Source organism: Bacillus sp. CD3-5 (assembly GCF_006349665.1).
Lineage (GTDB): Bacteria > Bacillota > Bacilli > Bacillales > Bacillaceae_G > Bacillus_A > Bacillus_A paranthracis.
This window is the reverse complement of record NZ_VEPX01000003.1, coordinates 312,995-325,626: the sequence shown is the minus strand read 5'-3', so window position 1 is coordinate 325,626 and position 12,632 is coordinate 312,995. Positions and strand designations below refer to the sequence as shown.

Sequence of the window (12,632 nt, the reverse complement as noted above, 5' to 3'; positions counted from 1 at the left end):
GTAGCATAATGGAAAAACAGTGGTGGAAAGAAAGCGTAGTATATCAAATTTATCCTCGTAGCTTTATGGATAGCAACGGTGATGGCATCGGGGATCTTCGCGGTATTATTTCAAAGTTAGATTACTTAAAAGAATTAGGGATTGATGTAATTTGGTTATCACCAGTCTATGAATCTCCAAATGATGATAATGGTTATGATATAAGTGATTATTGTAAAATTATGAATGAGTTCGGCACAATGGAAGATTGGGATGAGCTATTACATGAAATGCATGAACGTAATATGAAACTTATGATGGACTTAGTTGTTAATCATACTTCTGATGAACATAATTGGTTTATTGAATCACGTAAATCAAAAGATAATAAATATAGAGATTACTATATATGGCGTCCTGGAAAAGAAGGAAAAGAGCCGAATAACTGGGGAGCAGCGTTTAGCGGATCTGCATGGCAGTATGATGAAATGACAGATGAATATTATTTACATCTGTTTTCTAAAAAACAGCCAGATTTAAATTGGGATAATGAAAAGGTAAGACAAGATGTTTATGAAATGATGAAGTTTTGGTTAGAAAAAGGAATTGATGGCTTCCGTATGGATGTTATTAATTTTATTTCTAAAGAAGAGGGATTACCAGCTGTTGAAACAGAAGAAGAGGGGTATGTTTCAGGTCATAAGTATTTTATGAACGGTCCAAACATTCATAAATATTTACATGAAATGAATGAAGAAGTATTGTCTCATTATGATATTATGACGGTTGGTGAAATGCCTGGTGTAACGACAGAAGAAGCGAAATTGTATACCGGGGAAGAACGAAAAGAACTGCAGATGGTATTCCAATTTGAACATATGGATTTAGACTCAGGAGAAGGCGGAAAATGGGATGTAAAACCATGTTCACTTCTTACTTTAAAAGAGAATTTAACGAAGTGGCAAAAAGCATTAGAACATACAGGCTGGAATAGTCTGTATTGGAATAACCATGATCAGCCTCGTGTTGTATCTCGTTTTGGTAATGATGGAATGTATCGCATTGAATCTGCGAAAATGTTAGCGACGGTGCTTCATATGATGAAAGGAACACCTTATATTTATCAAGGCGAAGAAATCGGAATGACAAATGTTCGATTTGAATCGATTGATGAATATCGAGATATTGAAACATTAAATATGTATAAGGAAAAAGTGATAGAGCGCGGTGAAAATATAGATAAAGTGATGCAGTCTATTTATATAAAAGGCAGAGATAATGCTAGAACACCGATGCAGTGGGATGATAAAGATCATGCTGGATTCACAACAGGTGAGCCCTGGATTACGGTAAACCCTAACTATAAAGAAATCAATGTGAAACAAGCGATCCAAAATAAAGATTCAATTTTTTATTATTATAAAAAATTAATTGAGTTACGCAAAAATAACGAAATAGTTGTGTATGGATCATATGATTTAATATTGGAGAATAATCCATCTATTTTTGCATACGTAAGAACGTATGGAGAAGAAAAACTTCTTGTTATTGCAAACTTTACTGCGGAAGAATGTGTATTTGAATTGCCTGAGGACATTAGTTATAGTGAAGCAGAGTTATTTATACACAATTACGACGTAGAGAATGGACCGATAGATAACATGACATTACGTCCGTATGAAGCAATCGTGTTCAAATTGAAATAAGAAAAATCCTTATACCACTTTGGTATAAGGATTTTTTTGGTTACCATTTTAATATGGAGAATCCATATGGAGGAAGTGTAACTTGTAATACACTTGCTTCCGCTGAAAATTCTTCGTTTGTATAAATATTAATGATTTTCTTTCCAGTAACATGGAGAGGCAGTGAAGCTGTAATATCACTATTAGTCGGATTTAAAACGAAAAAGATAGTTTCATCTTCATATGTTTTTGTGTAAGAAATATAATTATGTTCATCATTTGCTTCAATAAATTGGAAAGTACCATGTCCTCCAAATGCTTTATATTGCTTTCGTAACGAAATTAATGTTTGTACATGTGTAAATAATAGATGATCTTGTTCTTTCGTATCCCAAACCATACATTTGCGGCAATCAGGGTCCATACCGCCATCCATACCAATTTCGTCTCCATAATAAATACAAGGAGAGCCGATGAAAGAAAGGTGGAATACATAAAGTAACTTTAACTTATTTTTATCTCCGTTACATGTTGTCAATATTCTTGGTGTATCATGGCTGTCTAATAAATGAAATGCTGCTTCATTTACATTCATAGAGTAGGAATGTAGAGATTCTATAATTTGTTTCATAAATTCATTTGCCTTAATGGAATTGTTAGCAAAGTAAGACAGTAGAGCGTTTGTAACAGGGTAGCTCATTACAGCATCAAATTGATCCCCTTGTAGCCAAGGAAGTGCATCATGCCAAATTTCACCTAAAATATATACTTCAGGATTTAATGCTTTTATCTCACTTCGGAATTCTCTCCAAAAGTTATGGTCGACTTCATTTGCTACATCAAGGCGCCAACCGTCTATATTGAATTCTTTTACCCAATAACGCCCTACTTCAAGTAAGTATTCTTTTACATCCGGGTGTGCTGTGTTTAATTTCGGCATATACGGTGTAAACGCGAAAGTATCATAATTCGGGAGTGGCTCAGTTCTAATTGGGAACTCATGAATATGGAACCAATCTTTATATGCTGACTGTTCACCATTTTCTAGTACGTCTTGAAATTTATCGAAAAAGTATCCGCTGTGATTGAATACGGCATCGAGCATTACTTTTATACCGTGTGTATGACATGCCTCAACGAGTTCTTTGAATGTTTCTTTTGTGCCAAATTGAGGATCGATTTCCATGTAGTCAATTGTGTCATATTTATGGTTTGAATGTGCTTTGAAAATAGGTGTGAAATATATTCCCGAAATTCCAAGCTTAACAAGGTAATCGAGGTTTTGTATAATACCAGCAAAATCTCCGCCGAAAAAATTAGTTGGAGTTGGTTCAGCGCTTCCCCAAGGAAGGGTGTTTTCTGGATTCAACGTATGATCTCCATTAGCGAACCGTTCTGGGAAAATTTGATACCAAACAGTATCTTTAATCCAGGAAGGTGCTTTGAATACATCATTTGCATGAATAAATGGAAAACAGAAAAAGTTACCAACGTCATCATTTGGAATGCTAGAAAAAAATCCACGTTCTGCATAAATAAGCGTTTCTGTCTCTGCTTTTAATTCAAATCCATAACGTAAGCGCTTAAATTTTGGCTCGATGGAAATGGACCAATAATCAAATAATGCAGTAGAACCAGTTTTTTTCATCGGTGCACTTGAAGAAATCCACTTCCCGTCTGTCCATTCATAAGGATCACCATAAATAAGATTGGTGCTTTGAACATCGTCTCTTTTCGTACGTATTCGGATATGAATCGTTTTTTCATCGTAAGCGTATGCGTAATTATCTTTTGGCCTATGATAGATGGCGTCTTTAAGCATATAAAAAATCCCCCTTTACTATCTCTATGCATATTGTTCCCTTAAGTATAATAATAAAGCATATGTTGCAAACGATTGCTTTTTGCATAGCTTTAATATTGCTTATAAGAGTAGTATTCATTTCATATAAAGTCAATCTATAAAGAGTGTAGTAATAATATTTTAAAAATTAATATTTGCAAAATGAATAAAAGAATGTATAATGATAGACAAATAGCGCAAACGTTTTCATAGATTGAGATATCGTTTGCGCTTCTATTAAACTATTCAATGCAAACGTTTTCAATTAGTAAGGTACATATACAATTCAGGGAGGTTTTTGGGATGAAGAAAGCATTATCATTATTAACGGTTTCAGCATTATCAATTGGTATGTTATCTGCATGTGGACCGAAAGATTCAGGGAAAAAAGAAGAAAGTAAAGCAAAGAAAGATTACGATCTACTCGTTTGGGAAGATGATAAAAAAGGTGTTGGTTTAGAACCAGCAGTGAAAAGCTTTGAGGAAAAATATAAAGTAAAAGTAAAAGTTGTTGAAATGCAAATGACAGATCAAGTGAAGAAGTTACGCCTTGATGGACCAGCGGGGACGGGACCAGATGTTGTAACATTGCCACATGATCAAATCGGAAATGCAGTAACAGAAGGTTTACTTTCTGAAGTGAAAGCTGATGATGCTGTAAAGAGTAAATTTACTGATTCATCAATAGAAGCACAGACATATAACGGAAAATTATATGGTTTACCAAAAGCAATTGAGACACCAGTCTTTATTTACAATAAAAAACTAATGCCAAAAGCGCCAGAAACGATGGACGAGCTGTTTAACTTCTCAAAAGAATTTACGAAAGATGGCAAGTACGGATTTTTAGCATTAGGAGATAACTTCTACTTTGCTAATGCATTCATGGCAGGTATGGGTGGTTATGTGTTTGGTGAAAAAGATGGAAAGCCAAATGCAAGTGATGTTGGATTAAATAATAGCGGAGCAGTACAAGGTGCTGAGTATCTTCAAAAATGGTACAAAGAAAAGTTATTCCCGAAAGGTATTATCGGTGAATCTGGTGGACCTGCTGCTGATGGGCTATTTAACGAAGGAAAAGCAGCATCTATCATGAACGGCCCTTGGGCGTTCCAAGCAATGGAAAAGAACGGAATTGATTATGGCGTTGCTCCAATGCCGAAATTACCAAATGGTCAACCAATGAAAACGTTTGTTGGGGTTAAAGGATGGCATGTAACAAGTTTCTCTAAACAAAATGATTTAGCTACAAAGTTCACTGAATGGGTAACGAATGAAGAAAACGCAAAAATTCGATTTGAGAAGACGAAAGAAATTCCTCCAGTAAAAGCAGTAATGGAAGATCCAATTATTAAAGATAACGAAGCTGCAAAAGCAGTTGCAACACAATCTGAAAATGGAATTCCAATGCCAAACATTCCAGAAATGCAAGAAGTATGGAAACCAGCTGGAGATGCGCTTCAATTAGTTGTTACGGATAAAGAGGCACCAAAAGCAGCACTTGATAATGCAGTGAAGCAAATTAAAGGTAATATTGAGGCAAATCATAGTAAGAAAAAATAAGGTGAAATTCGTGCCTCTAATATGAGGGGCACGAATTCTCTCCCAAGAAAAAAGGGGGAAGGAACATGCAAACATCTATGGAACCAGCAAACGGCTTAAACGGTTCAAAACATAGGAAAATGGCAACCATGTTATCAATCATTCCAGGCGTGGGCCAAATGTATAATAAACAATTTGTAAAAGGTCTTATTTTTCTAGTATTAACAGGTTCATTTATTGTAGCCTTTGCTGATTTATTAAATATGGGATTATGGGGAATTGTAACGCTTGGTACAGAAGTTCCACGTGATCATTCTGTCTTTCTATTAGTAGAAGGAATCTTGGCACTCATTGTCATCGTGTTTGGACTCGGAATATATGCATTTAATTTATATGATGCATACCAAAACGGAAAGAAACGGGATATAGGAACACCGTTAAACTCTGTAAAAGAGCAATACCGTAATTTACTAGACCAAGGTTTTCCGTATTTAATGGTTTCACCAGGGTTTTTATTACTTATCTTTGTCGTTGTATTTCCAATCATTTTCGTAATTTTAATTGGATTTACGAACTATGATTTATATCATTCTCCTCCAGCTAAATTAGTAGATTGGGTAGGGTTTAAAAACTTTATTGATATCTTTACATTACCGATGTGGAGAGAAACGTTTTTAAGTGTATTTTCTTGGACTGTCATCTGGACATTCGTTGCAACGACATTACAAGTTGCGCTTGGTATTTTCTTAGCGATTATCGTAAATCAGCCTGGTATTAAAGGGAAGGCGATTATTCGAACAATCTTCATTTTACCGTGGGCGGTCCCAGCATTCGTATCTATTCTTGTTTTCTCTGGTATGTTTAATGAAACATTTGGAGCGATTAACAATCAAGTATTAGCTTTATTCGGAATTGAAAAGATTGCTTGGATGACAGATCCATTTTGGGCGAAGATTGCTTTAATTATGATTCAAACGTGGCTTGGATTCCCGTTCGTCTTTGCAATGACAACAGGTATACTGCAATCGATTCCAGGAGAATTATACGAAGCGGCTACAGTAGATGGAGCTACAGCGTGGCAACAGTTTCGTAAAATTACATTGCCACTTGTTCTATATGCAACAGCACCAATATTAATTACGCAATATACGTTTAACTTTAATAACTTTAGTATCATCTATCTATTTAACGGCGGAGGTCCTGCTGTAGCTGGACAAGACGCAGGTGGAACAGATATTTTAATTTCATGGATTTATAAGTTAACGATGACTTCCGCGCAGTACGGAAAAGCAGCAGCTCTTACAATGATCTTATCGTTAATCGTTATTACAGTTGCGTTATGGCAATTTAAGAGAACAAAATCATTCCAAGAAGAGGATATGATGTAAATGAATATTAAAAGACAAAAGATGTTACGTCTCTCATTAAGTTATCTCGTTATTTTCGTAATGTGTGCCATCATTTTCTATCCATTATTATGGATTATTGGCTCATCGTTTAATCCGGGTGATAGTTTATCTGGATCAAGTATTATTCCGCAAAATGCAACGCTAGATCATTATCGTAAGTTATTAGATTTAGAGAATAGTAATTATTTACTATGGTATAAAAACACATTAAAAGTAAGTGTTTTAACGATGATTTTTTCAGTGTTAGCAATTAGTTTTACTGCTTATGCATTTTCGAGATACCGTTTTGTTGGAAGAAAAAATGGTTTATTAACATTTTTAATTTTGCAAATGATTCCAAACTTTGCAGCGTTAATCGCTTTATACGTATTAGCACAGTTAACAGGATTAATTGATACGCACCTTGCATTAATTTTAATTTATGTAGGCGGGGCAATTCCAATGAATACATGGCTTATGAAAGGGTATTTTGATACGATCCCGAAAGAATTGGATGAGTCAGCTCGTATGGATGGAGCAGGACATTTTCGTATTTTTTGGCAAATCATTATGCCACTTGCAAAGCCAATCGTAGCGGTTGTAGCGTTATTTACTTTCATCGGCCCATTTACAGATTTTATTTTAGCGAGTATTATTTTGCGCACACCAGAAAATTATACGTTAGCAGTTGGATTATATGAAATGGTGGCGAAGAAATTTGGGAATGAATTTACAACGTTCGCAGCGGGTTCCGTATTGATTGCAATCCCAATTTCAATTTTATTCCTATCACTACAAAAATACTTTATCTCTGGTTTAACTGCTGGAGGTACGAAAGGATGAAAAATGGGACATTATGTCCCATTTTTCTTTTCATCTTCCTATAAAACATTTTATAGGGAGATGAAAAGAGATTTGACATCCCATATGAAAAGAAGTGAAATAAATAGTATATTATAGTATAGGAAAAAAGAGCTCTATCCCTTACAATACATGGAGAGGGAGAATATGATAGGTTTTACAAGATAGAATCAATGAAAGTTTATGACTTCCCCTATTACTTGCAACGGGTGCAAGATGAAAATATATAAAATGGCAGAGAAGTGAAAGGAGGGGGATTTTTATGACAGTTACAATTAAAGATGTGGCGAAGAAGGCGAATGTAGCACCATCTACCGTTTCTCGTGTAATTGCTGATAATCCAAGTATAAGTGAAAAAACAAAGCGTCGTGTTCGGAAAGTAATGAGTGAACTAGGGTATCATCCTAATTTAAACGCAAGAAACCTAGCTAACCAAACAACAAAAACACTTGGCCTTGTTATGCCAAGTTCTGCAAGTAAAGCTTTTCAAAATCCGTTTTTCCCAGAAGTTATAAGAGGGATTAGTTCGTTTGCACATGTGGAAGGGTATGCGCTTTATATGTCGACAGGTGAAACGGAAGATGAAATTTTTAATGGTGTTGTAAAGATGGTGCAAGGACGCCAAATTGGTGGCATTATTCTTTTATATTCAAGAGAGAATGATCGGATTATTCAATATTTACATAAACAAAATTTCCCGTTCGTATTAATCGGGAAACCATATGATCGTAAAGAAGAAATTACATATGTAGATAATGACAATTATACAGCTGCAAGAGAAGTAGCAGAATATTTGATTTCATTAGGTCATAAACAAATCGCGTTCATCGGCGGTGGATCAGATTTACTTGTGACGAGAGATCGTTTGGCTGGTATGAGTGATGCTTTAAAATTAGCAGACATTGTATTGCCGAAAGAGTATATTTTACATTTTGATTTTTCAAGAGAAAGTGGTCAACAAGCCGTAGAGGAATTAATGGGGCTAAAGCAACCACCGACAGCAATTATGGCAACGGATGACTTGATTGGACTTGGTGTGCTAAGTGCACTTTCTAAAAAAGGATTCGTTGTACCGAAGGATGTTTCAATTGTAAGCTTTAATAATGCTTTATTATCAGAAATTGCGAGTCCTCCGCTTTCAACAGTTGACGTGAATATATATCAGCTAGGATATGAGGCAGCAAAAGCTTTAGTTGATAAAGTAGAGAATGCGGAGTCTACTGCAAAGTGTATCATTATTCCGCATAAATTACTGAAGCGTCAAACTTGCGATCATTATGCATAAAAAAGCTAAGAGTTTAACTCTTAGCTTTTTTGTTGTAGAAAGGCTTCTAAACGGTCACAGCCTTCTTTTAAAGTTTCAATACTATATGCATAGGATAAGCGAAGGTAGCCTTCACCATATTCAGAGAATGCTGTTCCAGGAACGACGGCAAGTCCAGCTTCTTTCACAAGATCAAGTGCAAAATCAAATGATGAAGGTGTTAAATGGCCAACATATGGGAATAAGTAAAATGCACCTGTTGGCTTTTCAACTGTTAAGCCCATTTGAATGAGTCTATTATATACGTAATCACGTCGTTTTTTGTATTGATGACGCATCATTTTTGGTGCATCTTTAGCAGCTGTTAAAGCTTCAATTGCAGCATATTGAGCGATTGAAGTAGCGCACGTTACGTTGTATTGATGAACTTTTAATATATGCCCAGCTAAATATCTTGGTGCGAATAATAGACCGATACGCCAGCCGGTCATAGAATGTGATTTTGATAAACCGTTAATGACGATAGTCTTTTCACGCATTTCTGGGAAATGAGCGATCGATGTATGTGTCTGTTCATATACAAGTTCGCTATAAATTTCATCAGAAAGAACGAAAATATTTTTATCTTTTAAAACATCTACAATATCCTGTAGTTCTTCTTTTGATAAAGTTACACCAGTTGGATTAGAAGGATACGGCAGTACGACGCATCTTGTTTTTTCTGTAATGGCCTTTTCCAGTGCTTCGGCTGTTAAACGGAAGCCAGTTTCACGAACATCGATAAAAATAGGTGTTGCGCCGCATAATCGAATAATCGGTTCGTACCCTGGATAAATAGGGGCAGGTAAAATGACTTCTGTTCCTGGCTCTAAAATCGTTTGAAATGCAACATCAATTGCTTCACTAGCACCGATTGTAACGATGGTTTCGTTTTCAGGTGAATAATGTAAATCATAGTTATCTTTTACAAAGTTACAAGCTGCCTTGCGTAGCTCTAGTAAACCAGCGTTATGTGTATAGCTTGTATAATTTTCTGTAATAGCCCGTTTTGCCGCTTCTTTTACGAGAGAAGGTGTAGGAAAATCAGGTTGTCCAATTGTTAAAGAGATAAGATTATCATAGTTTTGAATCATGTTAGAGAATTGACGGATTCCAGAAATTTGGATGTCCTTTACTCTAGGGTTAATGAATTGTTCCATTGTATCTCCCTTTCTTCCGTTTGAAAATTAAGTTCATTTTAACATATTTTCTATCATTTCGCTTGCGTATATGGTATGTAGAAAGAGAGGAATAATAGAAAAAAAGCCGCTGTAAGCGACTTTTTAATATCCGTATTCCCAATCTATTTCATCTTCATTCCAAAGTACAGAGGATACTTTGCCAAGGTGAACAACTGATTCATTCACAGCGCATGTGCAATTTTCTTCTCCTGTTTTATGTTGTAACTCTTCATACACTGATTTTTCAACATTTTCTAGAACGACCAAATTTTCTTCTTTTAAAACAAGCGTAGTACCCGCCATATTTATCTTCCTCCTACTAAAATAATGATCACTTATTTGTAAACATAGATAGTATGGATTATATGCTGTATTTTGCTATAGTTGTCCGTCTTATGAAGTATTTTTTATTTTCTTTGTAATCCGTATTCATTGTATACTGCCGGGCAGAAATTTGGTACAGGGTTTACATTCATTTCGAAAATCTGTAACAATTATTATGTGTTGTTAACAAAGAATTAACAAATATGTTAAGAAAAATCAAAATTTTAAAACAAACAAACCTGTAAAATGATATAATCATATCAAAATACATATAGGGGATGAGAGGCTATGGAGCTTATCCGTGATTTAATGATCCAAATTGCCATCATTATTTTGCCACTATTTTTATACGAAGCGATTCGTTTAAATCGTTATCAAGAAATGCCTCCGAAGCCGAACCGCTACTTTATTATGTTTTTATCTAGCATTACACTCGTTCTCTCTATGACATATTCTATTTGTTTTGGGGACGTTTGCGGGTATAACTTTCACCCAATCCCAATTGTTAGTGGTTTTTTATATGGTGGGATTGTTGGTTTAATCCCGGCCGTTATTTTTGTTGTCTATGAATGGGCGCTAAAGGGCATAAACCTTCTTCCAGTCATAGAAGTAATATTTCTATTGATAGTTCCATTATTTTTATCAAAGAAATGGTCTCTATTTTCAAGGGATAAGAAGCTAATTTTAGCATTTATGATTTCATCATTGTACGTACTTGTTTCTTTAGTGATTGGTATGATTAACGTTCTGTTAGAAACGGGGTTTACACCATATGTTTCGCACTTATATAGCGGATATATATTTGCTTCGCTTATTATGGTTATGACAATGGTATTTCAGGTGTACTTAACAGAATATTTAAATGAAAATGCAATACTACGTACAGAGATGCAAAAGTCAGAGAAACTTAATATTGTAAGTGAGTTAGCAGCAAGTGTTGCACATGAGGTTCGAAATCCGCTCACTGTTGTTCGTGGTTTTATTCAATTGCTAGAAAGTACGGAAGATGTGAAGAACAAGGATTATATGCGTCTCGTATTAGCTGAATTGGACCGGGCAGAACAAATTATTTCAGATTATTTAAATTTAGCAAGACCACAAATTGAGAAAAAAGAACATATTTGCTTATCCGCTCAATTAATAGAAATGACAACTCTTATGTCATCATTTGCAGCGATGCAAGGTGTATATTTGCAAGTTGAGATTTCTGAAAGTCTTTATACGATCGGTGATAAAACGAAATTGAAGCAAGCTATTATGAATGTTGTTAAAAATGGTATTGAAGCAATTCAAGGAAATAAAGGATATTTAAAAGTAACAGCTATGCAAAAAGATGAAACGATTGTAATAAGAGTTAAAGATAGTGGTGTTGGGATGACGAAAGAACAATTAGCAAGGCTCGGACAACCGTATTATTCTTTAAAAGAAAAAGGGACAGGATTAGGACTAATGGTAACATTTAGTATTTTACAAGCGCATAATGGTACGCTGGAATATAAAAGCGAAAGTGGGAAAGGAACTGAAGCGATTATTATATTGCCAGCTGTAAGAAATAAGGAATAAAAGTTACCGATAGAAGGTAACTTTTTATTTTATATTAGAAAAAATATATTATGCTATTCAGTTGTTTTTTCTTGTTTTGTTCGGCTAAATAAACTTCTAAATGATTGGAAAAAGCTTTGTTCTTTTGAGGCGGCGACTAATCTTTTTGTTTCTTGAATTTCGCGAATTACTTGCATAAGTTGTGCATCACGGTTGCTATCTTTATTATAAATTTGATTTACGAGTTTATTCATTTTTTCTTCTTGTTTAGATTCTCGTTTATACATATGATTCATTAATAAGTCCATCTTTTCTTTTTGCAGAGCATCTGTTTGAGCGGCATGATCCACTAACTCTTGTAGCATTTTTTCCTGAGATCCTTCTTTTACATAAACTTGTTGCATCAACTCATCTAGCTTTTCATCTTTTAAACGATTTTGGGTAATAAGGGTAGAATTTTGATGAATAATGGCTTCATTTAGTTGAGCGAGCATTTCAAGTTTTAACATGAACTCCTCGAAGTTACGCCCATCTTCTTTTTCTTTCGGTTGTATTTCTTGCGTATTTTGTATAACTGGTACAGGTGGGGCCTCTTTTTCTTTTAAAATAATTGATATCGTTTCTGAAATATCTTCCTGCAATGTAGCAGCTCTTTCATGTATAGATTTCAATAGTTTTAAATCATCAAGTTTATAAATACGAGCATCAGCTGTTTTGGAAATTATATAACCATGTTCCTCTAACAGTTGACTATATTTGCGGACTATATGTTTTGGGATGCCTGTTTTATTCGTCACATCTTTCGTTTTATAGGTAGCTTCCATAATATTTCCTCCCCAAAAAGTATCGTATATATCATTTCAATCTTTTATGAGGACTTCCTTTGAAAAAGAATGTCGGAAGGTTATTAGTTTTCTACAGCATTAGTGAAAAGATGAAGAAAAATGAGAGTTTTTGGCGGAATGGCGAAGAAGAGCTGAAATA

Annotated in this window: 10 protein-coding genes; 6 read left to right on the top strand and 4 right to left on the bottom strand. The window is 34.9% G+C overall.

What is annotated here, in order from left to right:
- Positions 1 to 8 precede the first annotated feature (8 nt).
- On the top strand, positions 9 to 1,685 hold the full coding sequence (malL, locus tag FH036_RS09135; protein ID WP_000415194.1) for an oligo-1,6-glucosidase: 1,677 nt from the start codon (positions 9 to 11) through the stop codon (positions 1,683 to 1,685).
- A 40-nt stretch (positions 1,686 to 1,725) separates the two neighbouring features.
- Here the strand turns inward: malL and FH036_RS09130 are convergent, their stop codons facing one another.
- A complete protein-coding gene (locus FH036_RS09130) occupies positions 1,726 to 3,486 on the bottom strand; it encodes an alpha-glycosidase (RefSeq protein ID WP_044790719.1) in 1,761 nt (586 codons plus the stop codon).
- Between the two features lie 324 nt (positions 3,487 to 3,810).
- On the opposite strand from FH036_RS09130, the gene FH036_RS09125 reads away from it, so the two are divergent.
- The 4 genes from FH036_RS09125 to malR all read left to right on the top strand — a co-directional run bounded on the left by FH036_RS09125 (position 3,811) and on the right by malR (position 8,583).
- On the top strand, positions 3,811 to 5,070 hold the full coding sequence (locus FH036_RS09125; protein WP_000709918.1) for an extracellular solute-binding protein: 1,260 nt from the start codon (positions 3,811 to 3,813) through the stop codon (positions 5,068 to 5,070).
- A 65-nt stretch (positions 5,071 to 5,135) separates the two neighbouring features.
- Positions 5,136 to 6,437 (top strand): maltosaccharide ABC transporter permease MalC, encoded by a 1,302-nt coding sequence (malC, locus tag FH036_RS09120; RefSeq protein WP_001194989.1) that lies wholly within the window; start codon positions 5,136 to 5,138, stop codon positions 6,435 to 6,437.
- On the top strand, positions 6,438 to 7,280 hold the full coding sequence (malD, locus tag FH036_RS09115) for a maltosaccharide ABC transporter permease MalD (protein ID WP_001022608.1): 843 nt from the start codon (positions 6,438 to 6,440) through the stop codon (positions 7,278 to 7,280).
- 280 nt (positions 7,281 to 7,560) lie between these two features.
- Positions 7,561 to 8,583: a maltose operon transcriptional repressor MalR gene (malR, locus tag FH036_RS09110; RefSeq protein ID WP_000219043.1), complete on the top strand. Its 1,023-nt coding sequence runs from the start codon at positions 7,561 to 7,563 to the stop codon at positions 8,581 to 8,583.
- Positions 8,584 to 8,603: 20 nt separating this feature from the next.
- Here malR and FH036_RS09105 read toward each other — a convergent pair whose 3' ends face one another.
- Together FH036_RS09105 and FH036_RS09100 are read right to left on the bottom strand one after the other, a co-directional pair.
- Entirely contained in the window at positions 8,604 to 9,761 is a 1,158-nt protein-coding gene (locus FH036_RS09105; RefSeq protein ID WP_139895617.1) for an aminotransferase A, read from the bottom strand.
- Between the two features lie 123 nt (positions 9,762 to 9,884).
- Positions 9,885 to 10,085 carry a hypothetical protein gene (locus FH036_RS09100; protein ID WP_000929285.1) on the bottom strand — a complete coding sequence of 67 codons (201 nt, stop codon included), beginning with the start codon at positions 10,083 to 10,085 and terminating at the stop codon, positions 9,885 to 9,887.
- Between the two features lie 309 nt (positions 10,086 to 10,394).
- On the opposite strand from FH036_RS09100, the gene kinB reads away from it, so the two are divergent.
- Positions 10,395 to 11,669: a sporulation sensor histidine kinase KinB gene (gene kinB / locus FH036_RS09095; RefSeq protein ID WP_000420387.1), complete on the top strand. Its 1,275-nt coding sequence runs from the start codon at positions 10,395 to 10,397 to the stop codon at positions 11,667 to 11,669.
- Between the two features lie 53 nt (positions 11,670 to 11,722).
- Here kinB and FH036_RS09090 read toward each other — a convergent pair whose 3' ends face one another.
- Positions 11,723 to 12,472, bottom strand: coding sequence for a DUF3967 domain-containing protein (locus FH036_RS09090; RefSeq protein WP_139895616.1), 750 nt, complete (start codon positions 12,470 to 12,472; stop codon positions 11,723 to 11,725).
- Positions 12,473 to 12,632: the final 160 nt, after the last annotated feature.

Coding starts and splice junctions, on each gene's coding strand:
- malL (WP_000415194.1), top strand. CDS start 9: ATGGAAAAACAGTGGTGGAAAGAAAGCGTAGTATATCAAATTTATCCT.
- FH036_RS09130 (WP_044790719.1), bottom strand. CDS start 3,486: ATGCTTAAAGACGCCATCTATCATAGGCCAAAAGATAATTACGCATAC.
- FH036_RS09125 (WP_000709918.1), top strand. CDS start 3,811: ATGAAGAAAGCATTATCATTATTAACGGTTTCAGCATTATCAATTGGT.
- malC (WP_001194989.1), top strand. CDS start 5,136: ATGCAAACATCTATGGAACCAGCAAACGGCTTAAACGGTTCAAAACAT.
- malD (WP_001022608.1), top strand. CDS start 6,438: ATGAATATTAAAAGACAAAAGATGTTACGTCTCTCATTAAGTTATCTC.
- malR (WP_000219043.1), top strand. CDS start 7,561: ATGACAGTTACAATTAAAGATGTGGCGAAGAAGGCGAATGTAGCACCA.
- FH036_RS09105 (WP_139895617.1), bottom strand. CDS start 9,761: ATGGAACAATTCATTAACCCTAGAGTAAAGGACATCCAAATTTCTGGA.
- FH036_RS09100 (WP_000929285.1), bottom strand. CDS start 10,085: ATGGCGGGTACTACGCTTGTTTTAAAAGAAGAAAATTTGGTCGTTCTA.
- kinB (WP_000420387.1), top strand. CDS start 10,395: ATGGAGCTTATCCGTGATTTAATGATCCAAATTGCCATCATTATTTTG.
- FH036_RS09090 (WP_139895616.1), bottom strand. CDS start 12,472: ATGGAAGCTACCTATAAAACGAAAGATGTGACGAATAAAACAGGCATC.